The following is a 26,908-nucleotide window of genomic DNA, read 5'->3' as shown; positions in this document are numbered from 1 at the left end:
GCAAGGCCATCCGCCGTGCCACCATCGCTTAAGTTAAAGCTGAAAATGTCGACCGCTTCACCAACCGTATCAACAGTTGAAGCCAGCGACGTGTTGTAGCTTGGACCGGCGGTCAGATTGCCATCCGCATCCGCAGCGCTCGTAGTAAATTCAACAAGAGTCGGTGCGCTCTGGTAGTTGCGTGGTTCGGCAAAGTCAAATGCGGCAACATATAAGTCGTAAGCAGTTCCCAAGCTGAGGCCTGAAATCGGGAACGTACTATTCAAGTTTGGGGTAACGGACTGCTGGCCATTGATTGCTACCGGCGAACCTGACGCATCCTGCAAATTAAAGACTTGTGTGGCCGTTGGCGCAGTCGCACCGTCTGGCAAGACAACAAAGTAAAAGCGACTCAGCTCATCACCAATAATGTTCAGTGTTGCTGTAGATTGCCCGATATTGGTCATGTTTGGCGTGCCGCTAATAAAACTCGGTGCCACGTCATCCACCACGGTAATGGTGAATGCTTCTTCATAAGTGAGACTACCTGTGTCAGTTGTACGCACTCGAATCGAATAGGTTCCAGCACTAAGCGCCGCTGCATTGTTTGCAACCAACGAAGTTCCACTGATAGCAAAGGACGCATTGTCGGCACTACCAGTGCCACTGACTAACGTGTATGTGTGGTTTGCATGGTCGATGTCAGTGGTACTCAACGTACCCACCACCGCATTGGCACCGCCAGACTGGTTTACCGAAGCATTGCTCAGAGCAATATCTGTTGGCGCATCATTTACCGACAGAACGGTAACTGTAAAGGTATCTTCAACGAATAGACCACCTGCATCGGTGGCGCGAATCGTAATCGTGGCAGAGCCCGATGCATTCGCAGCATAACTTAACGTCAACACATCCGTGCTATTGTCGATCGACGCACCGACCAACGCTGTGTTGTTGTTGGCCTCGACACTATAAATCAGGCTAGACGCATCAGTCTCAGCATCCGTGAATCGATTGGCGAGCGTAAACGTCGAGTTCCCTGAATCTTCACCCACGGAGAAGTTGTCAGCAATTGGATTGGAGACCGTCGGTGCCGTATTCGCTACTGGAGGACCTACAACGAAGCTATTGTAACTATGATTCGTCAACGGTTGAGATTGATAGCCGCTCGAGGTGATGGTAACAACGACGCGATCGACATTGTTAAATGTTGATGGGAGTGTAACCGTAATAGGGTCATAGTTGGCGTCAAAACCATTAAACGGGTGAGTCGCGACTTGTACTCCATCACGATAGCCAAACGCAGTATTTCCGAACGAAAATGTCTCACCCCAGTTGTAATACACGAAACTTGTAAGTGTAAACTCACTCCCATCTGCCGTTGCAATACCGAAACCATTGGTTCCTGCATCGCCAGTTCCTGGGAACGTTAATGCGCTAAAGTTAGGGTCATTTGACGCTAAAAAGCTATTATCAACCCACTCCGCACTTGTTAATCGGTTTAGATTATTATCAGCGTAATCAGCTATTTCAAACTGAACACCGGTGATATCAACCGAACCACCTGAGCCATCTGTAAAAATACCAGGTGATGAAGGGGTATTATTCGTAAATGTGAGGGTTGGGTTGGTGCTCAGCGCAACACCGGCTGTTCCGGTAGTAAAATTCAAGGTGGTTTTATCGTCGATGCCTTGATAGGTCATGCCATCTGCATCAAACAACGCGCCCGCTTCCACTTGAACGTAATAGCCTGTACTCGCGAGTAGATCAGAGGTTGGGTTGACTGTGACCGTCGCCCCTGAAGTTGACACCCGGCTACTGTTATTGGCCGCGATAGATTCCACCAAGCTGTCGTTGGATTGACGATATATATTGATGCGCTTACTACCTACTGACGAAATAGTCTCGTCAAAGGTTAATGTGATATTCGCGCTCGGCGTTAAACCTGAACTGCCATCCGCAGGAGAACTTGAACTGAGTCGAGGAGGACGGTTGTTTGTCCCTCCGACCGTGCCATCATGACGGCGGTAGGTGCTGTTAGCACCTCCAGTTGAGAGAATAACGTCGTCGTCGCCATCATTATCGAGATCAGCAAACAAATGCCCGCTAAAACTGGGTAATCCAAAATTAGCCGTACTTTGCGTAAAGCTTCCGCTACCATTATTCAAATAAACAACATCGTAAGATGTGGTTCCATAGACGAAGAAGTCGAGATCACCATCTGCATCATAGTCTTGCTGGACAAAATCTACCGCAAATCCAGAACCGCCATTAAACGCAAGCGTCGCGCCAGCCGCTGCCACTGGGTGAGTCAATGAGGTAAAGGTACCGCTACCATTATTCTGAAAGTAGCTGACCGCTCCTGTCGTTGAATTCACGAAGGTGACATCATCGGCACCATCATTATTGACGTCGCCGACACGGAGACGAGATAACGTAGTTAAGCCACTTATACCGAGCGTCGTAGCCGAGTAGGAACCATTGCCACTATTCAGATAGAGGGTACTGTAGGTGTTGTTCCCCTCGTTAAAGGTAACCCAATCAATGGCACCATCATTATTTGCATCAATAGTAAAAGTGTCGATTGCGTTATTAAATTCTAATACACCACCGGCCGCGACAACAGGATGCGTGACTTCGGTAAAAGTACCGTTACCATTATTGCGATGATAGCGAACACCTCCTGAAATAATCTCAGTGATATCATCATCGCCATCATTATCGACGTCATTAACAAAAACTCGTGAAGCAAAATTAATAACGAAAGGAATGGTTGAAGCCGTGTAGCTGCCTGAGCCGTTATTCGTGAATAAACGCGTATAGTTCGATGCTGCGGTGTTGTACGCAATAAAATCGATCGCCCCATCATTATTGTAATCAATCGGAATTGGATCGATGCTGCCGTTGTCAGCTATTTCAGCCCCAGCGGTAATGAGTGGGTTGGTCGCTGTGACGTAACTGCTGCCGGCGAAGGCAGAGGCCGAAAGTAAGCTAAAAAGAGAGACAATGGTAAAGAGAGTAGGGACACCAGAGGCAAATACACGCATCGTAAATTTCCTTATTCACTTCGTCAGCCTGATACGTGATTACTACATGGTGATGGTGTAATTTGGCTCGAAAATGAACTTGATATTGTAATTATTGCGTAAAGGATTGCCTTGATTATTCATCAATTTCGGAAAAATACAAATAAGGGGTTGGGATAATTTAAAGTTTAACTACGTTTATCAGTAGTACATGTTTTTATTTTGTTACCCTAGGGTAACGACGCGATTACGACCAGACTCTTTCGCCTGATACAGAGCTTTGTCGGCGCGTTCAAGGGTGGTGTCGAACGATTCATCGGGTTGCCAGAGGGTAGCACCAATGCTCATCGTAACGGTGAATAACTCTTTATCACTATTGAACTGAAGTTGCTCCATGCGCTTGCGAATGCGATCACAAAGTTGCTCGGCTCCTTTAATATCGGTGTTTTCAAGGAGCAAGCTGAATTCTTCGCCGCCGGTGCGAGCTGCAATATCGATCTGTCGAACTGTCGCCCGCAGGAGTTCGCCAACGGCTTCAAGTACTTCATCACCGACTCCATGGCCGTAAGTGTCATTGACCCGTTTAAAATGATCGAGATCTAAAATCACTACAGCAAGCGGTGTGTCTAGACGTTTTGACCGTTCACACATATCACTGGAAGCCGCAAAGAAGGCACGGCGATTCCCGAGTCCGGTTAATGCATCAGTAGTTGCGAGTTGCTCTAAGCGTTGATTCGATTGGGTGAGCTGTGCGGTACGCGATTGAACTTCACGCTCCAATTGCTGATTAATGTTCGCTAAAGGTCGCGATATTTTTTCCGCAGTCATCCAGCCAATCACAGCAAAGACCAATACCACAGCGCCACCAATCCATGCGGCTTGGATCCGCAGCTCTCGTATGGGCTGATAAGCGATATCTAAGGGTTGCCGCACCATAACTTGCCATTGCGGGCCACGGTAATCACGATAATCCTTAGCAACTGCATAACCCATCAGATACTCATTACCATCCGACCAAGCCATAACACCATGACCATCACTCAACATGGTTGAGGACAACTGAATAGGATTGATCTGCTCGAGCAAATTGGCAGGCCCCAAGATAATCGAGTTTTCGGAACTGACAATCAGGATCTCTGCTGCTTCGTGGAGCTGTAAACTGCGCTGCATTGAGATTTGCAGTTCGGTCGCCCAGTCCCAGTTAAGATGAGCGCCGAGTACGCCAATGAACTCACCTTCTGTTGACACGATGGGGACTGCTACATCTACAAAACGTAAGGGTTGGTCACCATTAGGGTTTAACTTCTGTTCAAGCAATAAAGCCCCATGTACGTCGCCAATAAAGTAATCTTCTTGTGCTTCTATAAACCAAGGCCGCTGGCTGACATCTGCACCCTCAAGCAAGCCTTGAGTGCTCGCCAACACCTTACCATCGGCATCAGTAAGACCGATCCAAGCGTAGGCAGGGAAGCTTTGTTGTAATGTATCGAGGAGTCGACGGAAGCGCTCGAGCCTATCTTCACCGGTGGTCACCGAGCGCATCAATTGCGCGGATACCTGCATGTCTCGATAGCGCTCGAACATGCCGCGCTCTAGTTTGTCAGCGAGTTGAAATGCTACATCCCCCAACGACGATCCAACTTGCTCTTCAATTTGTTTGGTAGCTGCCTGAGTGACAATAGAGGTGAGAATGACCGAGAGCGCTAACCCAAAAAGGGCATAGATCAGAAACCAGCGTATCTTTAAATTTACTGGCACCAACATTTAGATGAGGTCCGGGCGCGGTAGCACATAGTAAAAAATGGAGAAGAAATGCAGGATGCTACCCGCCAACACAAATAAGTGCCAAATTGCATGATGGAAGCGCAGCGACTTCCACACGTAAAAAATCACGCCAAAGCTATACGCAAGTCCACCAGCTAACAACAACCAAAGACCGCCTGATTCGACATTGTCGAGCATCGGCTTGATGGCTACTACCGCCATCCACCCCAATCCCAAGTAGAGTGATAGCGACAGCCATTTCTTTCGTTGGCGCATTGAAATTTCGAGTACCACACCAATTATTGCAATACTCCACACCACGCCCAAGAGCGTCCATCCCCAGGCGCCGCGTAAATTGATTAAGGCAAATGGGGTATAGGTGCCGGCAATCAGAAAGTAAATTGCCGCATGGTCCATTTTCTGGAAAATCGCTTTCACGCGCGGCCAAGGAAAGGAATGATAAAGAGTCGAAGCGGTGTAGAGAAGAATTAGACTTGCGCCATAAATGGATGCACTCACTACATGCCAGGCATCACCGTATTGCAAAGCCCAAGCGACCATAAACACCAGCCCAACGATACTGGCGATAGCACCTATACCATGCGTCAGTGCATGAGCGATCTCTTCGGCAATACTATACGGCTTATGCTGTGTCATTCACCACGACCTGGTTTATGGTAATCCTTGCTGATTTGTTCCAGCTTACGCATAAACAAATCAAAGTCACGCTCGGAGTTATAATCCAGACGATATTTATTGTGAAACTCGAGTGTCATTTTGACGTTATGTCCCTCAAGAAAGACCGTATACCCATCGTGATCGGTATAGCCGGTAATACCATCTAAAGTGTGCTTACCTTGCTCTGATTTACCGTGTTCATGAATCTGTTCAAACGCGTCTAAAACGAGACGCTGGTCGATGTCGTTACGCATGGTCATACCTCCATAATGAGTGGGCATACTGTTTCCATTCATTCGATACGCCCACCAGAAGAGTTTAGCCCACTTTCATGAGTTACGTTGATTTGTCGGCTGATTCTTTGGATCTGCGGTCAATCAACCGATAAAACAAGGGAGGTGTCTTTACTCTGTTGACAGGTTAAAATCACATATACATACATACATGCATGTTTGATTAAGTTGCTGTATAATTCGGCTAGTTCTGAATAAAGAGGTTTAATCGTGGTTCGTCGAACGAAAGAAGATGCACTGAGCACCCGCCATGACTTGTTGGATGCAGCCGAACGCTTGTTTAGCGAACGCGGTGTTGCAACAACGTCAATGATGCAAGTAGCCGAGGCTGCAGGCGTCACCCGTGGTGCCATCTATCATCACTTTGACAACAAACTCGACCTTATTGATTCGCTCATGGACCGTGTCAAACTGCCGGTCGATGAAATGTTTGAGGAATTGGCAAAAGCAATTCCCGATGACCCGTTGGGCCAACTCAAGCATCGTTGTCTAAACATTGTGAAGCAAGTACAGGACGATCAACATACACAGGCGTTAATCAATATTCTCTTTCACAAATGCGAATATATTGACGATGTGTTACCCATCCATCAGCGTCACCTGCACGGGCGTAATGCCTGTATTGATGAGTGCGAAAAGCTAATTGAGCATGCGATTGAGAAAGGCCAAGTGTCGCGGAACGTAAAGCCGCGTGAAACAGTGATTGGCATGTTTAGCTTAATTGATGGGTTGATGTATAACTGGCTCCTTGATCGAGATTATTTCAATCTCGAACAAGTCGCCAAAACATCACTTGACCGATATTGCGCCAGCTTAGCCGACTAACAACTAGTCACCTTGCTGTAAGAAGTTTTTCAGGAAATCATCATCCATTTTCTGAATGGTTTCGTCATTCGCGTTCGGGCAACTGGCGAACATAGGTGCTACCCAAGCTTGCAAGTTCATCACGACCGCACGTAAATGATCCATTGCACGCATAGCGCCTAACCGACCTGGGGAAGCACCCGCAAGTAACACCGTCTTACCTTTCCACGGCTGCTGGTCTACCCGTGAACTCCAATCAATCGCATTTTTTAACAAAGGTGGCACTGAGCTATTGTACTCCGGTGTAACAATGACCACTTTCGAACAGTCACGAATGGCTGTAACCAGTTTTTGGATGCTTGCAGGAACACCATGTTCAGCCTCATAGTCACCTTGATACATTGGCGCATCGAGTTCTTCGGCTGGGTAAACGTGACAGGCAACATCAAGAGCCTTGGCTCTCTCAGCAATGCGCTGCTGTAACTTCTTGTTGAGCGACTCTTTACGACTACTTCCTGCTAAAATCAATATACTCATTCGGTACGACCCTCCTGCATTGCCTCAATAAAGGCATCTGATTCATTGATGGCTTGTTCCATTTCCTCGATCAAACTGCTGATATCGCTTTGCAATGTGCGATATTCGCCCCGAATAGCGTCTATTGCTGCCGCATTCAGGTTATGCTTTAAGTAGAGTACGTTGTCTTGGAGTTTTTCGAGCACCGGTGGCATGGTATCGGCGGCACGTTCCATACTCGACAATAAGCTATTGTAGCGCCGCTGGGTCTCACGAAGTGATCGCTCACTTTCTCTACGCATCGCTTCATTGCTATATTCATCAAGCTCGTCTTGCCATTCATCAAAGAGATCTTGAGCAACATCATCAATTGCATCAATACGCTCATAAACGCGCTCCGCAGCGGCTTTGCTGCTCTCATAATCATCATTCAACGCGCTGTATGTTGCTTCTAATTCACCGCCATCGAACTGCAACAATTCATTGAGGCGCTCGAGCGCAGATTTAAATTCTTGCTGCGCATCGGCTTGGGAATCACGTGCGTCATCAACGCGGTCGACCAAAATATCACGCTTGTGGATTCCAACTTTTTCCATTGCGCCATAGTAGGCACTCGAACATGCACCCAGCGCGAGGACCATCACACTTATCGACAATGTTTGTGCCCAAGTTTTCATGCATCGCCTCCAACTTGCTTGTTGCGCTTGTGGTAGCCGTCAATCACAAAAGCCGCGTGCATAATGCAAACTAACCATAGCCACGCAAGACCGAATACCGACACCAGCGTCAGTGTGATCACAACAGCGCATAGCACTGTGCTCAAAATGGCATGGAATATACGACCCGTCGTTAAAATGGCGAGCGGTGGCAAAAATATCGCAAGTAAGTAACGCATAACGGCTCCTTCGTTTTTTCTTACCTTACGCTATTTTATCCGCCAATTCATCAGTATGGCAGTTGCTTACCATCCCAATGAAAGAGTTGCCCGCTTTGCTCCGGTTCGAGGTTTTCGATGACCTGCCAAATACGCTCAGCCGATAACTCTGGTGTGTAGAGTTTGTCCGCCGGAAGTCGCCGCTGAAAAGGCTTAGATAGCTCGGTGTCGGTCGTGCCTGGATGAATAGCTGCAATAGTTAGCTGCTTGTGAGTACGCTTCAATTCGATAGCCGCGGTCTTCAGCAGCATATTTAGAGCAGCTTTGCTCGCTCTATAACTGTACCAACCACCGAGGTAGTTATCGGTTATACTGCCCACTTTTGCACTAAGCTGAACCCACACACAGGGCGAATTGGTCGGCAACTTTGACTTGAGTGCCTGTAATAGCAGCATCGGCAACACTGCGTTGACGTAGTAAGTTTGCTCCAACGCTTCTGCACTCAAGTCTTCAATCCGCTTTTCGGGCATAAAGTTATTGGTATGCAATATTCCCAGTGCGCTAATGACACCCGTTAGCGTTTGACCTTCGATAGCCTGCAGGACGGGCTGCATGTGCTCGGGTTCATAACCTTGCACTTGGATCCATTCGCCGGTGAATGCTTCAGGCCGACCCGACCGACTTACGGCAACAACAGTATCACCACGGGCGCTAGCGTGTTGCGCCAGTGCTAAACCAAGGCCACCGCTGGCACCAAAGATTAAGTACATACCACCCCCAAAAAATTCGCTTTTAGTTATTGGTTACTTGCTTCTCGAACAACCGGCAATGCGCGTTGCCACATCCGAGTATCAACCTTCGTCAGCATTTTGCGCTTTTTCGAATAACCAATAACGAGTAACCAATAACGGTTTTTGATTACTTGTTTACGTTTGCTTCGGTGTTTGGGATTATAGATTCCGTTTATTCTTTTACTGGAGCGCTCATGACCAGCACTCGTTCTGCCCGTTGGCTCGACTACATGCGTCTTGCATGGGGGTTCTTGCGTCATTTTGGGAAGCGTTGCTCTGAGGACAAAGTTTCGGTCATTGCTGGGCATTTGACCTTTGTCAGTTTGCTGGCACTGGTGCCGCTCATGGTCGTTATGTTCTCCATTTTTGCCGCGTTCCCCATGTTTGAGGACATTCGTGTACAGCTGCAGGAATTTCTGTTTGCGAATTTGTTGCCGACATCCGGTGAAGTTATTACCGAATATCTGAATACTTTTGTAACCAATGTCTCCAACATGACGACCATCGGGATTATTTTTGTCGTGATTGTAGCGGTGAATTTGATCTCGACTATTGAAGCGACCATGAATCGTATCTGGCGTAATCATAAGCGGAGACGATTGACGGTGGCTCTCGCCGTGTATTGGATGATCCTCACGCTAGGACCGATATTGATGGGCATTGGTATGGCGGTATCGTCCTATTTGATCTCATTGACCGCTTTTGCCGAGGATTATGTCAGTGGTTTTCGCGAGATACTATTGAGCACAGTGCCCATCATTACGTCAGTGATCGCCTTTTTACTGCTGTACGTGATGATGCCAAACCGTCTCGTTAAAGTGCGTCATGCCATTTGGGGCGCACTATTCGCGGCCATCTTATTTGAACTGGCGAAGAAAGGGTTTGCTGCTTATATCACAGCATTTCCATCCTACGAGGCGATTTATGGTGCGCTGGCAGCCATTCCCATTCTGCTGCTGTGGATTTTTGTATCGTGGAATATTGTCTTGATTGGTGCAGAGTTCACGGCGTCACTCGAAGAGTATATTGATGAGTTACAAGAATCCGATAAAAAAACAGAAACTCCAGCCGAAGAGAATGCATGAAAGCTTTATTGCAACGTGTCACCCATGCCAAAGTAACCGTTGAAGACCAAACTGTTGGTGAAATTCAGCACGGACTATTAGTGTTTTTAGGTGTAGAACTCAATGACACCGAGGCTCAGGCAAAGAAATTGGCACAACGAGTACTGGGCTATCGCATGTTTGCGGATAGCGATGATAAAACGAATTTGAGTGTGAGTGACATTCAAGGAGAAATCTTGGTAGTCTCTCAGTTCACTTTAGCGGCCGATACGAACAGTGGTCGCCGCCCCAGCTTCTCAACGGCCGCGCCACCCGCTCAAGCCCAAGCTTTATACGACTTTTTTGTCGATCAATTGCGGAGTAGTTCATTGACTATTGCGACCGGACAGTTCGGGGGTGCCATGCAAGTAAGCTTAACCAATGATGGCCCGATGACCTTTTTATTAACGGTTTAATGCGCCACTCAATAACCCACGGATGACATTGATGTACTCAGTCATAACACCGACAACACCAGCAGAATTTGAACGCTACTACGATTTACGCTGGCGAGTTTTACGTAAGCCTTTTCAACGTCCGCGTGGCTCCGAGCAAGATGAATACGATCAAGTCGGTATTCATCGTATGATTGTCGATGACAGTGGTGCGGCAATAGCTATTGGCCGCTTACATTTTAATTCGCCTGACGAAGGTCAAATTCGGTTTATGGCGTCAGCACCCGAGCATCGTGGCGGCGGACATGGTGTTGCCATTGTGTATGAATTAGAGAAGGTTGCGCGTGATGAGGGCGCCACACACGTCATTATCAATTCCCGTGATAATACTCTCGGCTTTTACATCAAATGCGGTTATGAGTTAGTGGAAGAGGCCGATACGCTCAAGAACCCGAGCGCCGAACATCAGTTACGCAAAACCCTAACGGAACAGAACCGGATTACCTATCGGCCTGATTGGTGCAAGGAATTGCAGGATACTTGGCACGAGGATATTCCCATTTCAGAAACTATGGGAATTCGTATTCAGCAGTACACCGGTCGCGCATTTACCACTCAAGCCATGCTGTCACGCAACATTAATGTGCATGGAACCATGTTTGCTGGCAGTATTTATTCGCTCGCGACCTTGACGTGTTGGGGGTTGCTGCATTTACAATTGCGCGAACGACAACTGCACGGGGCTATTGTGCTCGCTGATGGAGCCATTCATTATCATAAGCCCGTCACTCGTGAACCGATTGCTGTGGCACATGTAGTGGATATGATTGGTGATTTATCAGCACTTACCGAGGGCCGCAATGCTCGAGTCACGCTAAAGACCCAGATTTTTGATGGTGATAGACCAGTTGCAGAGTTCTCGGGGCAGTTCGTTGTCATTGCCAATAAAAAAGAAGCATAAGGATGCAAGCATGAGTGAATCATTAACCGCACAGCAGTTGTTGCGCATTCGGGGCAAATTAGAAGCGATTGTTGCTGACCAACCTGGCACCAAGCATGCCGACAGCGCAACTGCAGCCCTGCAGCGTATGCGAAGCGGTGAATATGGTTATTGTATTGAATGCGGCGACGAAATTTCAGCGGCACGTCTTGCGGCCAGGCCTGATGTCGCGCTTTGCGTCGACTGCCAAGCCCTCAAAGATGAAGAGGACGAGGACGCTTAAACGCGCCCTCGTTCATACCGATTTCAAGCGAGCAGTTGGCTTAATTCGCCCGCTGCTATCAACTCAGCAGCGGCCTGAATGTCAGGCGCAAAATACCTGTCTTGATCATAAAACGCGACTTTATGACGCAAGCATGCGTGTGCGGATTCGATAGCCTCAGCCGCCTTTAATGGACGTCGGAACTCCAGACCCTGTGCAGCCTCAAGCCATTCTATTGCGATAATATCAACCACATTGCGGGCAATATCAGTCAGTCGGCGTGCCGCAAATGTCGCCATCGAGACATGGTCTTCTTGGTTTGCTGAAGTCGGGATACTGTCGACCGAAGCAGGATGAGCCAAAGACTTGTTTTCCGATGCCAATGCAGCTGCTGTGACTTGCGCCAACATAAAGCCAGAATTGACCCCACCATCGGTCACCAAAAACGGCGGTAAGTTACTCAAATGGTGGTCGATCAGGAGCGCACTACGACGTTCGGATAGAGCTCCGATTTCACTGGCCGCGATGGCAAGAATATCTGCCGCCATAGCCACTGGCTCGGCATGGAAGTTACCGCCGGAGAGAATGTCTCCAGAGTCGGCAAACACTAACGGGTTATCAGTGACACCGTTAGCCTCACGCTCGAGTATGGCGCGAGCGTGAACCAACTGATCATACACTGCTCCCATCACCTGCGGCTGGCAACGCAACGAGTAGGGGTCTTGCACTTTTTCACAGTTCTCATGTGCCTTTGCAACTTCTGAAGTAGCGCCCAGTAGTTTGCGGAATTGCTTTGCGACTTCCATTTGACCGGGTTGCCCACGTACCGCATGAATACGCTCATCAAATGGTGAGCGCGAGCCCATTGCCGCCTCGACGGACATCGCACCAACCACCAAAGCAGCGTCAAATGCGCGTTGGATCTGAAAGTAGCCATGCAATGCCAGCGCTGTAGATGCTTGTGTACCATTCAACAACGCTAAGCCTTCTTTGGGTCCCAAAGCGATGGTTTCCATACCGGCTATTTTCATACCCTCGGCACCGCTGAGGATCTTCCCTTGATAACGCACTTGGCCTTCACCCAATAATGGCAGCACTAGGTGTGCTAATGGGGCTAAATCGCCCGAAGCTCCTACCGAACCCTTACTGGGGACGCATGGGTACACTTGGTGATTTAACAGGGCTTGCAGCGCCTCAATCACGACCGGGCGCACGCCAGAAAAACCCCTGCTCAATGAATTGATTTTCAACAACAACATTAAGCGAACTACATCATCCACCATGAACTCTTGCGTACCTGCCGCATGCGATAGCACTATGCGACGCTGCAAATCAGCCAGCTTTTCTGGGGGAATTCGAGTATTCGCGAGTAACCCGAAACCCGTATTGATGCCGTATACCACTTTACCCTTCGCCAAGACCGCAGATACCGTCGCGGCGGATGCTTCAATGGCTTTATAGGCAGAGTCCGCAAGCTTCAATTGCTGTGGTTGCTGCCACCAGCTTTGGATGTCGGCCAAGCTTAATTGGCCTGGTTGCAATTCAAATACTGTAGACATGCTTATTTCTCCACCATCGGCAAATCCAATCCTTGTTCGTGCGCGCAGCGCTTGGCAATGTCGTAGCCCGCATCGGCATGACGCATAACGCCGGTACCCGGATCATTCCATAATACCCGACCCAAGCGAGCTGCAGCCGCAGGCGTACCATCGGCGACTATCACTACCCCGGAATGCTGAGAGTAACCCATCCCGACACCACCACCATGATGAAGGCTCACCCAAGTGGCACCGCCAGCAGTATTCAGTAACGCATTCAACAAGGGCCAATCAGATACTGCATCGGAACCGTCCAACATGCTCTCGGTTTCACGGTTCGGACTTGCGACAGAACCAGAGTCGAGATGGTCGCGACCAATCACAATGGGCGCCTTGAGTTCGCCGCTAGCAACCATGTCGTTGAATGCCTGAGCGATGCGAGCACGATCTTTTAAACCTATCCAGCAAATACGTGCCGGTAGCCCCTGAAAGCTGATGCGCTCCCGCGCCATATCTAACCAGTTGTGTAGATGTGGATCGTCTGGAATGAGTTCTTTAACCTTGGCATCGGTTTTATAAATATCCTCAGGGTCACCAGACAGCGCGACCCATCGGAACGGCCCGATACCTTGGCAAAACAGTGGCCGAATGTAAGCAGGAACAAAACCTGGGAAATCGAAGGCATTCTCAACGCCAACATCTTTCGCCATTTGGCGAATGTTGTTGCCATAATCCAATGTTGCTGCACCGCGCTGCTGCAGCGCTAACATGGCACGCACTTGCGTCGCCATGGATTCTTTCGCAGCTTGCACCGTTTCACCCGGATGCTCGCCTTGCTCCTGCTGATAGCGTTGCAAGGTCCAACCTTTCGGCACATAACCATGCAGTGGGTCGTGTGCTGAGGTTTGATCGGTAACGACATCGGGTGTGATATTACGCTCGACTAACTCCGCGTATACATCTGCTGCATTGCCCAGTAAACCAACCGATATGGCGCGGCCTTGGTCAATGGCTTCATGAATTAAGTCCAATGCTTCATCTAGTGAGGTGGCTTTGTGGTCGACGTAGCGAGTGCGCAAACGGAAATCAATGCGTGATTCATCGACTTCTACCGCCAGCATGCAATAGCCAGCCATAGTGGCCGCAAGCGGCTGAGCGCCACCCATACCGCCGAGACCTCCGGTAAGGATCCACCGCCCTTTTGCTTGGCCGTTAAAATGCTGCTTCGCAACCGCGACAAAAGTTTCATAGGTGCCTTGGACAATGCCTTGCGAGCCAATGTAAATCCACGATCCGGCAGTCATCTGCCCGTACATCATGAGACCCTTTTTATCGAGCTCATTGAAATGCTCCCAAGTAGCCCATTCTGGCACTAAATTGGAGTTGGCAATTAGTACGCGTGGCGCATCTTCATGCGTTTGAAACACACCTACGGGTTTGCCCGATTGAACCAGTAGGGTTTCGTTTGGCTTTAACCGCTCTAATACTGAAATAATGGTGTCATACGCTTCCCAACTGCGCGCAGCGCGGCCAATACCGCCATACACCACAAGGGCATGGGGATGTTCAGCGACCTCGGCATCGAGGTTATTCATGAGCATGCGCTTGGCGGCTTCGACCTGCCAGTTGCAAGTAGTGAGTTCGGTGCCTCGCGGAGGAGTAATAGTTCGCGAGGTATCGAGACGAGTAAATGACATTGAAACTCCTTACAAAATGGCTATTTGTTAATAGCAATTGGCTACTAGAAAACAAAGATCTGGTTCTTTCTAGTAACTAATATCTAGTAACTATTCGTTCTTCACGCTTTTAGGTTTTTAGGTTTTTAGTTTTTTTTGAATGTTAAGTGTCCACCGAGGACGAAGCGTGAGCCTGGGTGTGTCAACAGCGCGTACGTCACCACTCCCGACTCGCTCCAAGTGCGTCGCTGAATGCGCAAGCATGGCTCCGGTTTCTCAAGTTTGAGCCAATGCATCACATGCTCCACCGGTGCAATCGCTTCAATTTGATGACTTGCTTCGGTAAGCGGTGCTACTGAGCTGAGGTATTCATGTGGCGTGACTTTGGTGAAGTCTTGGCTGGTATATTTCGGCACAATTTTTGGATTCACCCAACGCTCTTCGACTTGCACGGGGTCATGATTTTCGTAGTGAGTGATCACCGAATGATACACGGGTGTATTTGCCGGCAACTGCAAAAATTCGGCGACATTGGCAGTGGCTTGCTCCTGGCGCATAGTATGTACCACCGCATGATATTTATGACCGCGTTCGCGTACTTCGTCGGCGATGTTTCGAATCGCCATAAAGCTGGTTTGCGATTTGATCGGCGCAACATATGTGCCAGAGCCCTTGCTACGGATCACGAGCCCTTCGTCAGCTAGTTCTTGTAAAGCGCGACGAGCTGTCATGCGGCTTACGCTAAACTGCTGCGAGAGCGCGTTCTCTGAACTCACGGGGTGATGCTCGGGCCACTCGCCTGAGGCAATTTTGCGATATAAATGCTGTTTTATTGCAGAAAACTTTGCCATGTTCCATCCTCATGTCAGCAGTCTGCTGATTCTTGATGCCAATCTTGCGCCACGCAGGGCTAAGCATCATCCAAAAGCTGTGCTAAAGTGTAGTGAAGCTTAATTGTATATACAAGTTGTGTGAAAGGATTTTTTTGTGAGTGCATTCCGACTTGAAAATGTGCGTCTAGCGACCTGTTTAGGTGATGGGTACGGACTCATCGACGATGGTGTGATTGACGTTGCCGATGGTGTTATTCAGTTTGTGGGAGGTCGTGCTGAGGCGCCACCAACCAGCGCTGAGATCATTGATGGCCATGGCGGTGTGGTGACACCGGGTTTGATTGACTGCCATACGCATTTGGTTTGGGCTGGCGACCGCGCCAATGAGTTTGCCCAGCGATTGCATGGTGTGGCCTATGCGGATATCGCCACAGCAGGCGGCGGCATTGCGTCAACTGTGAGAGCGACCCGAGCTGCGACACAAGAACAATTGGTACAACAGACCATTCCGCGACTCTTAGCTTTGATTCGTGAAGGTGTCACAACCATCGAAATTAAATCGGGTTATGGACTCTCGTTGGAACATGAACGCAAGCAGTTGCGTGCAGCACGTCAATTATCACAGCAGTACCCAATTGATGTGGTCACTACTTTGCTGGCTGCTCACGCAATTCCGCCGGAATTTGCGGGCGATGCTGATGGCTATATTCAGGTTGTCACCGACACCATCATTCCTAAATTAGTCGCTGAAGGCTTAGTCGATGCCGTCGATGCATTTTGTGAAAAGGTCGGCTTTACGCCAGCCCAAACCAAGCGCGTATTTGAAGCGGCCAAAGCAGCACAAAAGCCCGTAAAATTGCATGCTGAACAGCTATCCAATCAACAGGGCAGTGCTCTAGCCGCGCGGTACCAAGCCTTATCGTGCGACCATTTAGAATACTTGGATGAGGACGGTGTGCGAGCGATGGCGGCGAGTGGCACGGTTGCGGTCTTGCTCCCCGGCGCCTTTTACTTCCTGCGCGAGACCAAATTACCACCCATAGATTTGCTGCGGCAGTACCAAGTACCGATTGCGGTCGCAACTGATGCCAACCCAGGTACATCGCCCATTATGAGTTTACAATTGATGTTGCAGATGGCTGCTACGCTGTTTCGTATGACTCCGGAAGAATGTCTACGCGGGGTAACCTGCCATGCAGCTCAAGCGCTGGGTTTATCCGATCGGGGTAAATTGGCGCCGGGTCTGCGTGCCGATTTATGCCTGTGGGATGTAACGGATCCAGCCATGTTGGCCTATCAGTTTGGCACCAATCCATTACATGCCTGTTGGATTCAAGGTCAGCGTCGCTAGCTTTGCGCGGCGCGGGCATTCAAATAAGCCAGTAGGCCTTCGATGATGATTTGACCGACCATTCGGTTTCCTGCTGCCAAACCGGCTGGATGCAAACAGGGTGCTGCTTCTGTGAGATGCAGATAACGTGCTTGTGGTAATTGCGCTAACCCAGCGATGTACGAGAATACTTGATCAGCATCGATCCCAGCGTAATTCATTGCACTGGCCGGCATGCCGGTTACGGCATCTAAGTCGACCTCAATTCCAAACGGAACTTGCCAAGCTGCTGCGCATTGTTGCCAGCTGACGGTTAAGGTATCCCATGCTTTCGTACGCAATATATCTAAATGCGTATAATTAAACCCGGCATCTGATAAAGCGCTGAGACTGTCTGCGTTATTCCTTGCTGGATGCAAGCCAACCACATGGTAATGCTGCAAGAAACCTTCACTGTAGGCATAGCGAAAGCCGTTGCCACTATGGCGACCTTCACAGCTGCGAAAGTCAGAATGCGGGTCAAGATTCATCGCACCGACCGGTGATTTACAGGCGCTCGCCAGTGACTTCAAGAGTGGGTAGGCATTGTTATGGCCGCCACCAATGAGAACAACATCAAAACCGAGTGTAAATAATGGCTGCAATACGGCAATTACGCGTGTATCAAGCTCTGCAACAAGATCACGAAGCTGATTTAATTGATTGGGATTGCTCAGGTCCAAAATTTCAGATTGAGCCTGCAAATCATCGCACTCAATGGCTCCCACCACCAATAGTGATGCTGGGTCACTCGCTGCATTGACTTGGAGATTGGCGAGTGCGGGTAACCAAGCAGTTAAGCTCGTCTCAGCGCCAGCACGACCTAAGTTCGCGCGTGCACCGAGACTCTCGGGAACGGCAACGATAGCAGTGCGATGGCCATCAGCCCAAGCTTGCTCAAGCACATCATTATATGTATTTGCAGATAAAGACGAGGGCAAGCACGTCAGTACTTGCCCCCATTTGATTTCGCCTGCACGCGGCGACGTAAAATCGTCGAATGAAATCGCGCGAAGCTGCATAACTTTATTCGATATCGAGCGGTTCAGGTGACAAGATCACTCCCGTACTATCAGCATACAGATGATCTTCAGGTAAGAAGGTTACACCCGCAAAATTGACGGGGACATCAACTTCGCCGACACCTTCGCTGATGGCGCCAACAGGAATAGACGTCATAGCCATAATACCGAAATCGACTTCTTCTAATGCGTCGACATCACGCACTGCACCGTAACACAAGATGCCTTCCCACTCGTTATCAAATGCTAACTCAGCAATGGCAATGTCAATGAGTGCGCGACGCGATGAACCACCGCCATCAATCAACAACACTTTGCCAGCACCATTCTGCTGCACCACCTCTTCGATAACACCTTTATCTTCAAAACATTTGATGGTGACGAGCTGACCACCGAACGATGACCGGCCACCATAATGAATGAACATGGGTTCGACGACATCGACCATGTCTGGGTATAAATCGCAAAGTTCTGACGTGTTGTATTCCATTGCAGTTCCCCTGCTGTGAGATTCGCTTCACAGTATAACCGCAAACCGCGTTCTACGACAGCAAAGGACTACAACAGATTCGACTTATAGAATAAAGCGGCTGAGGTCTTCGTCTTGCGCCAGCTTACCTAGATGTTTATCCACATAAGCACCATCAATTTCGATGCGTTCACCTTGTAAATCACTGGCTTTGAACGACACCTCTTCCATCAGGCGCTCAAGTACCGTATGCAACCGACGCGCACCAATATTTTCTGTGGTTTCGTTAACATGGAACGCGGTTTCTGCAATGCGTTGAATGCCGTCCTTCGTAAATTCAACCGTGACACCTTCGGTTGCCATTAACGCTTTGTATTGCGTGGTCAACGAGGCATTTGGTTCGGTCAGAATGCGAACGAAGTCATTGCTTGTTAGTGCATCCAGTTCAACGCGAATCGGCAGTCGACCTTGCAACTCCGGAATCAGATCGGAAGGCTTGGACATTTGAAACGCACCGGAGGCGATAAACAAAATATGGTCAGTTTTCACCATGCCATGCTTAGTGGATACCGTTGTCCCCTCGACCAATGGCAGTAAGTCACGCTGTACACCTTCACGCGACACATCCGGACCACTGACATCACCGCGCTTGCAAATTTTATCCACCTCATCCAAGAACACGATGCCATTTTGCTCGACACTTTGCAGGGCCTTTTCTTTCACATCTTCTGGATTCAGCATTTTCGCCGCTTCTTCTTCAACCAAGTGCTTGAATGCATCCTTGATCTTCAGCTTCTTCGGCTTTGACTTACCGCTACCCATGTTTTGGAACATGCTCTGCAGTTGCGATGTCATTTCTTCCATTCCCGGTGGGGCCATAATTTCGACCCCCATCGGTGATGCGCTCAATTCAATTTCAATTTCTTTGTCGTCGAGCTGACCTTCGCGGAGCTTCTTCCGAAATACTTGGCGTGTATTGCTCTGCTCGCGGTCTTCTGGCTTCTCGTCTGCCCAACCGGCAGTTTTCTTGGCCGGTGGCAACAAAGCATCCAAAATACGCTCTTCAGCTGCTTCCTCAGCACGGAAGCGAACCTTCTGCATCATCTGCTCGCGGGTCTGCTTCATTGCAGTGTCCATCAAGTCACGGATAATCGACTCAACTTCTTTACCGACATAGCCCACTTCAGTGAACTTGGTCGCCTCAATTTTGATGAAAGGGGCATTTGCTAATTTCGCTAAACGCCGTGCGATCTCTGTTTTACCGACACCGGTTGGGCCGATCATCAGAATATTTTTCGGTGTGACTTCGTGACGCAGTTCCTCATTTAACTGCATCCGGCGCCAGCGATTTCGGAGTGCCACTGCAACAGCCTTCTTGGCATTATCTTGGCCAATAATGTGACGATTCAATTCATCAACAATTTCACGTGGGGTCATATCAGACATTTACTACCGACTCCTGTTCTTCAATTGTTTGATTGCTATTGGTAAACACACAAATATCACCCGCAATCGTTAATGCTTTTTGCACAATGTCACGAGCACTCAAGTCGGTATTTTCTAATAACGCGGTTGCTGCGGCTTGCGCGAAGGGACCGCCCGAACCGATGGCGATCAGATCGTTCTCTGGCTGCACCACATCACCGTTCCCGGTAATAATCAATGACGTGTGTTTATCGGCTACGGCAAGGAGTGCTTCTAAACGCCGCAGCATGCGGTCGGTGCGCCAGTCTTTGGCGAGCTCCACCGCAGCGCGCATCAAGTTGCCTTGATGTTTCTCGAGTTTGGTTTCGAAGCGTTCGAATAGGGTAAAGGCGTCAGCGGTACCACCGGCAAAACCGGCGAGCACTTGATCATTGTAAAGGCGACGCACCTTGCGGGCGTTGCCTTTCATAACGGTATTACCGAGAGAAACTTGGCCATCACCACCAATGACAACCTTGTCACCGCGGCGGACTGATACGATTGTAGTCACAAATACTTCCTCATGTTGCTATGCAGCAGTTATGTGGGCGTATTTGTGATTTTCAAGCGAGACCCAGAATTACTAGAGGTTCCAGTTCCAAATCTGGCAATTAAATACCTGCACGCGCTGCAGTTTGTGACGGTCACGTTCGGCATCGCGCTTGGTTTCGTAGGGACCCAAGATCACACGGTACCAACGACCATTGCTGCCGTTACTTTCGCGGACTTGTGACTCTAATCCTGCCATGGCAATGCGCGCTTTCAGAGTATTTGCGTCATCTAACTGCCGGAACGAACCACATTGCATGAGTTTTGGCGGACCAATTTCGCGCTCTGGCACATCCACTTGAACTTCATGATTCTCAAGTTCTTCGATGTACTGCCAGCGCTCATCTGGCTTGTCTGGCAACGTCGATTCCGGCTGCGCTTGCGGCTGTTCAGCCGGTACCGGTAAAGCTTGCTCGGTGGTCACTGTAGGCTGCTCTGATTTACCTGAAATAGTAGCCAAGAACCAAACAAAACCCGCCACCACAACGCAGGCAATAATCAGCATTCCCCACGGAACGGGTTTGCCACCTTTCTTACCAGCAGGTTTACGGCCTTTTGGCGCAGATTTTTTGCCTTTCTTCTGTGGCGGACGCCCGCGGTTTGCGTAATCCATTCCTACAGCAACTCCATTACATCTTCTCGAGAGTTTGAATACCGAGTAACGCCAAACCCTGGCGCAACGTCTTCGCGGTCAACGCGGCTAACTTTAAGCGACTGGCTCGCACCGCAGCATCATCATGATTCAATATTGGGCACGCTTCGTAGAAGCTCGAGAAGGCTCCGGCTAGCTCAAATAGGTAGCCACAAAGAAAATGTGGCAACGCTTTATCAGCCACGCTATGCACCACCTCATTAAAGCGGATCAGCGTGTTGGCTAACTCCACTTCCTTCTCATCATTGAGTACAAAGTCACCCTGCACCGCATTCGCTTCAATGCCTGCCTTACTGAAAATACTATTTACCCGGGTGTACGCATACAGCAGATAAGGTGCTGTGTTTCCTTCGAAACTCAGCATGGTATCCCAGTCAAAGATGTAATCACTGTTACGATTCTTTGAGAGGTCAGCATATTTGACCGAGCTGATACCTACGACGCTGGCGATGTGAGCTTGTTCTTCGGCGGTAAGATCCGATTTCTTGCTCTGCAGAAGTTCAAGTGCGCGCTTTTCGGCTTCATCTAATAAGTCAGCGAGCTTGGTCACACCGCCGTCACGACTCTTATAGGGTCGACCATCTTTGCCCATCACAGTACCAAAACCGTAGTGATCCATCTGTAAATCTTGACGAGCAAATCCGGCTTTTTTCGCGAGCGTAAAAATTTGCTGAAAATGCAGACCTTGGCGCTGATCAACAAAATAAATCAGGTGATCGCCATGGAGCTTGTTCTGGCGATAACGAACCGCGGCAAGGTCGGTCGTGGCATACAAATAGCCACCGCCAGACTTCTGCACTATGACCGGCAATGACTCACCATCTTTGTTTTTAAACTCATCTAAAAACACACACATTGCGCCTTGGTCTTCGACCAATAGGTTCTGTGCTTTTAGATCTTCGACCACTTGCGCTAAATCATCGTTATAAGCGCTTTCCGCCATCACATCGTCACGCGTTAGACTGACACCAAGGCGGTCATACACTTCCTGACAATGGCTTAAGGAGATATCAATAAACTGCTGCCAGAGCGCGCGACATTTGGCATCGCCACCTTGTAACGACACCACCAGCTCGCGAGCACGATTAGCGAATTCTGGACTCTCGTCAAAACGTTTTTTGGCGGCTTTATAAAAGGTCTCAAGGTTACTGAGTTCGAGCTCCATAGCATTGTCATCGAGCTCTTCCATGTAAGCCAACAACATGCCGAATTGGGTTCCCCAATCACCAACATGGTTTTGCCGAATCACGGTATGGCCAATGAATTCTAGCGTGCGCACAACCGCATCACCGATAATGGCAGAGCGCAGGTGACCGACATGCATTTCTTTCGCTAGGTTTGGTGACGAATAGTCGACCACACAACGTTTGGTTTGCTCAGCTGGCTGTACCCCAACCTTTGCGTCTTGATAGGCGTGTTCGAGTTGCTGTAACAGTTGATCTTGGCTGATGGTGAAATTGATGAATCCTGGCCCGGCGATATCAGCTTTCGCAATCAAGCTGTTCGCTGGCAATGCACCCAGCAAAGCCTCAGCGAGCGCACGCGGATTCATTCCGGCAGGCTTGGCCAGCAGCAGTGCTAAATTGGTCGCAAAGTCACCGTGGCTCTTGTCGCGCGGACGGTCGAGTTGGATACGAGGCTCAAGCTCACTCGGCACAACGTTCTGCTGCTTGAGTGCGGTAACGGCATCAGCCAATAAAACTTCCAACTGCTCTTTCATCAATAAAACCCTTAAATACGCTAATCGTTAATAGCTACTGGTTACTAGCTCTTGCTAATAGCTATTATCGAGTAGCCATCAGCGGGTTCTTAGTTTACTACGTAAAGTCTTGCGGATCGACGTCTAGTGACCATCGTACGCGGCGTAATTCCGGCAACTGTTCCAGTTGTGGCAACACATGGCGAAGCAACTGCGTGCGCAGAGCACGTTGATGACATTGAACAATCAGTTGGTAACGATAACGGCCAGCGCGTTTTTCCATGATGGCTGGCAAAGGTCCTAACACGGTAACGTCATCACGCTCGGGAAAATGTCGAGCAATCGCCTGCAAAGCTGCCAGTGCTGCATCGGCTTGCGTATCATCGGCGCGGAATAGCGCCATTTGTCCATACGGCGGAAGCTGCGTCAGCTCTCGTTCGGTCAGTGCTGAGGCGGCAAAATGATGGTAACCGTTATTGACTAAATCTTGAATCAGTTCATGGTCGGGATGGTGTGTTTGTAAGACCACCGCGCCTGGCTTACTGGCGCGACCAGAACGCCCCGCTACCTGGGTAAAGAGTTGTCCCAGTCGTTCTGCTGCGCGGAAATCCGCACTAAATAAGGCTCCATCTACGTCTAGTAATGCCACTAATGTAACATTCGGAAAATGATGCCCTTTCGCGAGCATTTGGGTACCGACTAACAATGGATACTTGCTGTCTCGAGCATCCTCTAAATGTTGCTGCAAACTGCCCTTACGTCGGGTCGTATCACGGTCGATACGCAAAACTGGATATTCGGGGAACAGCTCGGCCAAGGTCGACTCTAGCTGTTCAGTACCCACCCCACGTCCGACCAACTGTGTTGAGCCGCAATCATGACACTGAGTTTGTACGCGTTGCTGAGAGCCACAGTGATGGCACTGCAACAGGCGGTTATGTTGATGCAAAGTATAGGGCGCATCACAGCGCTCGCAGGTGGCCAGCCAGCCACACTCATGGCATAACAGCGCTGGCGCATAGCCGCGCCGATTCAAAAACAGCAATACTTGATTCTGTTGTTCTAACTCAGCTTGAATAAGCTTTATCAGTGGCTGCGACAACCCTGCTTTCAGCGGTAGCGATTTGATATCGAGAATCACATGTTGTGCCTTTTTCGCGTTACCCGCGCGTTTGGTAAGCCGCAGCCAGGCATAGCGCTTTTGCATGGCATTATTCAGTGACTCCAGTGACGGCGTCGCACTACCGAGCAACACTGGCACTTGTTCTTCATGACCGCGCAATACGGCAAGGTCTCGCGCATGGTAGCGAAACCCCTCTTGTTGCTTGAGCGAATTATCGTGCTCTTCATCCACAATAATCATGCCGAGGCGCTGACAGGGCGTAAAAATTGCTGAGCGTGTGCCGATCACGATTGCCGCGTGGCCCTGCTTGGCATCTAACCAGGCGTCCAATCGCTCTCTATCGGTGAGCGCGGAGTGCAGCATGACGATCGGGACGTTAAAGCGCTTTTTAAAACGGCGCAGCGTCTGCGGAGTAAGTCCTATTTCTGGCACCAACACCAATACCTGCCGTCCGCGGCGCAGAACGTCGGCCATCGCTTGCAAATAAACCTCGGTTTTGCCGCTACCGGTAACGCCATCAATCAAATAAGTTTGTGCCTGTTTTGCCGCGCCAATAGCTGCCACTGCCATGGCCTGCTCTGGATTCAAAGTCAGCGGCTCCGCATCGATGGAAAATTGCCACTGTTGTAGGTCCGGCTGGTGCTCAACGGCAGCAACCAAGTCTTTATCCTGCAGTGCTTTTAGCGCACTCAAAGAGTAATCTTCGCTGACGATGTCACGACGCAGCAGCGACTGCCGACGCAGTGCCGCAAGCAGGCGTTGCTGTTGTGGAGCCCGCTTTAAACTATCCAGTTCAACCGTGCGACCTTCATCGGTCACCTCATAGTGTACGGTGGTTTGGTAACCCGCAGCATCACCTTGGCGTAACAAAGCTGGCAATGCGTGCTGCAAGACTTCGCCTGGCGGATGTTGATAATAATCTGCCGCCCACACCAGCAAACGCCACAGAGGCTCGGTCCAACAATTCGACTCATCCAGCACAGCGCTAATGGGCTTGCGCTTGATAGTTGGATCAGGACTTTCGTCCTTTCCCATACAAATGCCAATGAGCTGACGATTTCCGAACGGCACCCGCACGCGAGCCCCGACAGCTGGCAGGCTATCGCAGTCATAACTGTAGAGCCGAAACAGCGGTACCGGCAGGGCAACGCGAATGGCTACGGTGGAGGCGTTCAATTGAGTAGGCATAGGCCGTATTGTGCGGTGCGCGCTGACCTTACGCAAGTATGCTGACACCTTGTTGATCCGCTTGATCCTTGGCCGGAGTTGGCGTACAATCCGCGCCCTAATTGTTGGTATCTGCTCACTGAATGAGCGGAGCCGTTTAACTAAACCACGCATGGTGTTCGACTTCGGGTCGGATGGCGATGCGGCCTAACTTGAGGTCTCCCAGATGAAAGATGGTATTCACCCTAAGTATGTAGAGCTTAACGTTAGCTGCTCATGCGGTAACACGTTTGTAACGAATTCTACCAAAGGCGGCGACTTGCACTTGGACGTATGTTCAGAGTGTCACCCGTTCTACACTGGTAAGCAGCGTATTATGGATACTGGTGGTCGTATCGACAAATTCCAGAAACGCTTCAGCGTATTGGGCGGTAAGAAATCATCTTAAAATAGATGGTTATGTCCGAATATTTAAGAAAGGCGCCAAAAGGCGCCTTTTTTTATTGCCTAATTGCAGCAATGCCAGTGAACATGGGATTTTCTACTGAGCAATATTCGAGCATCAGGTAAGATTTGTTATTCACTCAATACCCTCTACAATGGCAGTCATACATTTTATTCTCGCTATCAGGATTGCAAAGAATGACTGACTTTCGGCAACAAGCCCTCGACTACCACGCCCTTCCAACGCCCGGTAAAATCAGTATCGAACTGACCAAGCCAGCCGAAACCAGTAAAGATTTGGCCTTGGCCTATAGCCCAGGCGTAGCCGAGCCGGTGCGAGCGATTGCTGAAAACCCTGAGGATGTCTACAAATACACCGCTAAGGGCAATATGGTCGCGGTCATTTCAAATGGTACCGCTATTCTTGGACTCGGCAATCTCGGACCGATGGCGGCGAAACCGGTCATGGAAGGTAAGGCGTTACTGTTTAAACGCTTTGCTGGCCTGGATTCGATTGATATTGAAGTCACCCACCGCACTACCCAAGACTTTATCAATACGGTTGCCAACATCGCCGATAGTTTTGGCGGTGTAAATCTCGAGGATATCAAGGCGCCGGAGTGTTTCGAGATTGAACAGGCGCTGATTGAGCGTTGTGATGTTCCGATTTTTCATGATGACCAACATGGCACCGCGATTGTCACCGCCGCGGGGTTATTAAATGCCCTAGAGATTCAAGGCAAAGAACTCAAGAAGGCTCAAATTGTCTGTTTGGGAGCCGGGGCCGCAGCAATTGCTTGTATGGAACTGCTGATTAAATGTGGCGCGCAACGTGAGCACATCTATATGTTGGACTCAAAAGGCGTTATCCATACCCGTCGTGAAGACTTAAATGAATATAAGGCATTGTTTGCCAACAATACGGACAAACGTACGTTAGAAGAAGTGATTACTGAAGCCGATGTCTTTATTGGTGTATCCGGACCTAATTTACTGAGCGTCGAAGCACTGCAGCTCATGGCTCCAAATCCGATTGTCTTTGCATGCTCGAACCCAGATCCAGAAATTAAGCCTGAACTCGCGATGAAGGCGCGTGATGATTTAATTATTGCGACCGGTCGCTCTGATTATCCGAATCAGGTGAATAACGTGCTTTGTTTCCCATTCATCTTCCGCGGTGCACTGGATGTTCGTGCGCGCATGATTAATGACGAAATGAAGATAGCCGCAGTAACCGCCATTCGCGAATTAGCCAAAGAGCCAGTTCCTGAGTCCGTTCGTAAAGCGGCTGGAATCGATCAGCTAGAATTTGGAAAAGATTACATTATTCCGAAGCCTATCGACCCACGTCTAAAAACTCGCGTATCTCGCGCTGTGGCGGAAGCTGCGGTAGCGTCTGGCGCTTCGCGTATCGACTTACCCAAGAATTACATGGCTGAGTAACCCAGCAAGCATGCACAAAAAAGGCGCCTCAAAGG

At 49.5% G+C, this 26,908-nt stretch carries 26 protein-coding genes; 8 read left to right on the top strand and 18 right to left on the bottom strand.

Going from position 1 to position 26,908, the window contains the following annotated elements:
- The 4 genes from CWE22_RS11415 to CWE22_RS11400 all read right to left on the bottom strand — a co-directional run.
- On the bottom strand, positions 1-3,026 hold a 3,026-nt coding region (locus CWE22_RS11415), incomplete at its 3' end, for a beta strand repeat-containing protein (protein WP_169931618.1).
- Positions 3,027-3,230: 204 nt separating this feature from the next.
- Positions 3,231-4,769 carry a sensor domain-containing diguanylate cyclase gene (locus tag CWE22_RS11410; RefSeq protein ID WP_169931617.1) on the bottom strand — a complete coding sequence of 513 codons (1,539 nt, stop codon included), beginning with the start codon at positions 4,767-4,769 and terminating at the stop codon, positions 3,231-3,233.
- On the bottom strand, positions 4,770-5,426 hold the full coding sequence (gene trhA, locus CWE22_RS11405) for a PAQR family membrane homeostasis protein TrhA (protein WP_169931616.1): 657 nt from the start codon (positions 5,424-5,426) through the stop codon (positions 4,770-4,772).
- On the bottom strand, positions 5,423-5,728 hold the full coding sequence (locus tag CWE22_RS11400) for a DUF3081 family protein (RefSeq protein WP_244596069.1): 306 nt from the start codon (positions 5,726-5,728) through the stop codon (positions 5,423-5,425). Before CWE22_RS11400 ends, trhA begins: the two co-directional genes overlap by 4 nt.
- A 222-nt stretch (positions 5,729-5,950) precedes the next feature.
- On the opposite strand from CWE22_RS11400, the gene CWE22_RS11395 reads away from it, so the two are divergent.
- The gene (locus CWE22_RS11395) at positions 5,951-6,565 is read left to right on the top strand and encodes a TetR family transcriptional regulator (protein WP_169931615.1); all 615 of its coding nucleotides are present in this window, start codon (positions 5,951-5,953) and stop codon (positions 6,563-6,565) included.
- Between the two features lie 3 nt (positions 6,566-6,568).
- Here CWE22_RS11395 and CWE22_RS11390 read toward each other — a convergent pair whose 3' ends face one another.
- From CWE22_RS11390 to CWE22_RS11375, 4 genes are read right to left on the bottom strand one after another with little or no spacing between them, the layout of a single operon-like run.
- Entirely contained in the window at positions 6,569-7,081 is a 513-nt protein-coding gene (locus tag CWE22_RS11390) for an NADPH-dependent FMN reductase (protein ID WP_169931614.1), read from the bottom strand.
- Positions 7,078-7,737, bottom strand: coding sequence for a DUF2959 domain-containing protein (locus tag CWE22_RS11385; RefSeq protein ID WP_169931613.1), 660 nt, complete (start codon positions 7,735-7,737; stop codon positions 7,078-7,080). The genes CWE22_RS11390 and CWE22_RS11385 overlap by 4 nt, the downstream gene beginning before the upstream one ends.
- Positions 7,734-7,955: a YqaE/Pmp3 family membrane protein gene (locus CWE22_RS11380; RefSeq protein WP_169931612.1), complete on the bottom strand. Its 222-nt coding sequence runs from the start codon at positions 7,953-7,955 to the stop codon at positions 7,734-7,736. Before CWE22_RS11380 ends, CWE22_RS11385 begins: the two co-directional genes overlap by 4 nt.
- 50 nt (positions 7,956-8,005) lie before the next feature.
- A complete protein-coding gene (locus CWE22_RS11375; protein WP_169931611.1) occupies positions 8,006-8,704 on the bottom strand; it encodes an SDR family NAD(P)-dependent oxidoreductase in 699 nt (232 codons plus the stop codon).
- 215 nt (positions 8,705-8,919) lie between these two features.
- On the opposite strand from CWE22_RS11375, the gene CWE22_RS11370 reads away from it, so the two are divergent.
- From CWE22_RS11370 to CWE22_RS11355, 4 genes are read left to right on the top strand one after another with little or no spacing between them, the layout of a single operon-like run.
- On the top strand, positions 8,920-9,810 hold the full coding sequence (locus CWE22_RS11370; RefSeq protein WP_169931610.1) for a virulence factor BrkB family protein: 891 nt from the start codon (positions 8,920-8,922) through the stop codon (positions 9,808-9,810).
- Positions 9,807-10,244, top strand: coding sequence for a D-aminoacyl-tRNA deacylase (gene dtd / locus CWE22_RS11365; protein ID WP_169931609.1), 438 nt, complete (start codon positions 9,807-9,809; stop codon positions 10,242-10,244). Before CWE22_RS11370 ends, dtd begins: the two co-directional genes overlap by 4 nt.
- A gap of 31 nt (positions 10,245-10,275) precedes the next feature.
- A complete protein-coding gene (locus CWE22_RS11360; RefSeq protein ID WP_169931608.1) occupies positions 10,276-11,184 on the top strand; it encodes a bifunctional GNAT family N-acetyltransferase/hotdog fold thioesterase in 909 nt (302 codons plus the stop codon).
- A gap of 10 nt (positions 11,185-11,194) precedes the next feature.
- The gene (locus CWE22_RS11355; protein ID WP_211618710.1) at positions 11,195-11,446 is read left to right on the top strand and encodes a TraR/DksA family transcriptional regulator; all 252 of its coding nucleotides are present in this window, start codon (positions 11,195-11,197) and stop codon (positions 11,444-11,446) included.
- 23 nt (positions 11,447-11,469) lie between these two features.
- Here CWE22_RS11355 and hutH read toward each other — a convergent pair whose 3' ends face one another.
- The 3 genes from hutH to hutC all read right to left on the bottom strand — a co-directional run bounded on the left by hutH (position 11,470) and on the right by hutC (position 15,490).
- Complete coding sequence (gene hutH, locus CWE22_RS11350; protein WP_169931606.1) at positions 11,470-12,984, bottom strand: histidine ammonia-lyase; 1,515 nt, start codon at positions 12,982-12,984, stop codon at positions 11,470-11,472.
- A gap of 2 nt (positions 12,985-12,986) precedes the next feature.
- Positions 12,987-14,660 (bottom strand): urocanate hydratase, encoded by a 1,674-nt coding sequence (gene hutU / locus CWE22_RS11345; RefSeq protein ID WP_169931605.1) that lies wholly within the window; start codon positions 14,658-14,660, stop codon positions 12,987-12,989.
- A 125-nt stretch (positions 14,661-14,785) separates the two neighbouring features.
- Positions 14,786-15,490 carry a histidine utilization repressor gene (gene hutC / locus CWE22_RS11340; RefSeq protein ID WP_169931604.1) on the bottom strand — a complete coding sequence of 235 codons (705 nt, stop codon included), beginning with the start codon at positions 15,488-15,490 and terminating at the stop codon, positions 14,786-14,788.
- Between the two features lie 136 nt (positions 15,491-15,626).
- On the opposite strand from hutC, the gene hutI reads away from it, so the two are divergent.
- Positions 15,627-16,823 (top strand): imidazolonepropionase, encoded by a 1,197-nt coding sequence (hutI, locus tag CWE22_RS11335; protein WP_169931603.1) that lies wholly within the window; start codon positions 15,627-15,629, stop codon positions 16,821-16,823.
- Here the strand turns inward: hutI and CWE22_RS11330 are convergent.
- The 7 genes from CWE22_RS11330 to priA all read right to left on the bottom strand — a co-directional run bounded on the left by CWE22_RS11330 (position 16,820) and on the right by priA (position 25,007).
- Complete coding sequence (locus CWE22_RS11330) at positions 16,820-17,863, bottom strand: arginase family protein (protein WP_169931602.1); 1,044 nt, start codon at positions 17,861-17,863, stop codon at positions 16,820-16,822. The two genes, hutI and CWE22_RS11330, sit on opposite strands and share 4 nt — an antisense overlap.
- 4 nt (positions 17,864-17,867) lie before the next feature.
- Positions 17,868-18,353 carry a ribonuclease E activity regulator RraA gene (gene rraA / locus CWE22_RS11325; RefSeq protein ID WP_169931601.1) on the bottom strand — a complete coding sequence of 162 codons (486 nt, stop codon included), beginning with the start codon at positions 18,351-18,353 and terminating at the stop codon, positions 17,868-17,870.
- Positions 18,354-18,437: 84 nt separating this feature from the next.
- On the bottom strand, positions 18,438-19,778 hold the full coding sequence (hslU, locus tag CWE22_RS11320) for an HslU--HslV peptidase ATPase subunit (protein ID WP_169931600.1): 1,341 nt from the start codon (positions 19,776-19,778) through the stop codon (positions 18,438-18,440).
- Positions 19,771-20,307, bottom strand: a complete 537-nt coding sequence (gene hslV, locus CWE22_RS11315) for an ATP-dependent protease subunit HslV (protein ID WP_169931599.1) — start codon at positions 20,305-20,307, stop codon at positions 19,771-19,773. Before hslV ends, hslU begins: the two co-directional genes overlap by 8 nt.
- A gap of 72 nt (positions 20,308-20,379) precedes the next feature.
- Positions 20,380-20,958: an SPOR domain-containing protein gene (locus tag CWE22_RS11310; protein ID WP_169931598.1), complete on the bottom strand. Its 579-nt coding sequence runs from the start codon at positions 20,956-20,958 to the stop codon at positions 20,380-20,382.
- A 16-nt stretch (positions 20,959-20,974) separates the two neighbouring features.
- Positions 20,975-22,717 carry an arginine--tRNA ligase gene (gene argS / locus CWE22_RS11305; protein WP_169931597.1) on the bottom strand — a complete coding sequence of 581 codons (1,743 nt, stop codon included), beginning with the start codon at positions 22,715-22,717 and terminating at the stop codon, positions 20,975-20,977.
- A gap of 97 nt (positions 22,718-22,814) precedes the next feature.
- Entirely contained in the window at positions 22,815-25,007 is a 2,193-nt protein-coding gene (priA, locus tag CWE22_RS11300) for a primosomal protein N' (protein ID WP_169931625.1), read from the bottom strand.
- Positions 25,008-25,212: 205 nt separating this feature from the next.
- On the opposite strand from priA, the gene rpmE reads away from it, so the two are divergent.
- Both rpmE and CWE22_RS11290 read left to right on the top strand, forming a co-directional pair.
- Entirely contained in the window at positions 25,213-25,434 is a 222-nt protein-coding gene (rpmE, locus tag CWE22_RS11295) for a 50S ribosomal protein L31 (RefSeq protein WP_169931596.1), read from the top strand.
- A 194-nt stretch (positions 25,435-25,628) separates the two neighbouring features.
- A complete protein-coding gene (locus CWE22_RS11290; RefSeq protein ID WP_169931595.1) occupies positions 25,629-26,873 on the top strand; it encodes a malic enzyme-like NAD(P)-binding protein in 1,245 nt (414 codons plus the stop codon).
- Positions 26,874-26,908 lie beyond the last annotated feature (35 nt).

It is taken from the genome of Pseudidiomarina aestuarii (assembly GCF_003987355.1).
GTDB classification, from domain to species: domain Bacteria; phylum Pseudomonadota; class Gammaproteobacteria; order Enterobacterales; family Alteromonadaceae; genus Pseudidiomarina; species Pseudidiomarina aestuarii.
The sequence above is the reverse complement of the archived record's forward strand: the minus strand, read 5'-3'. Positions and strand labels throughout refer to the sequence as shown.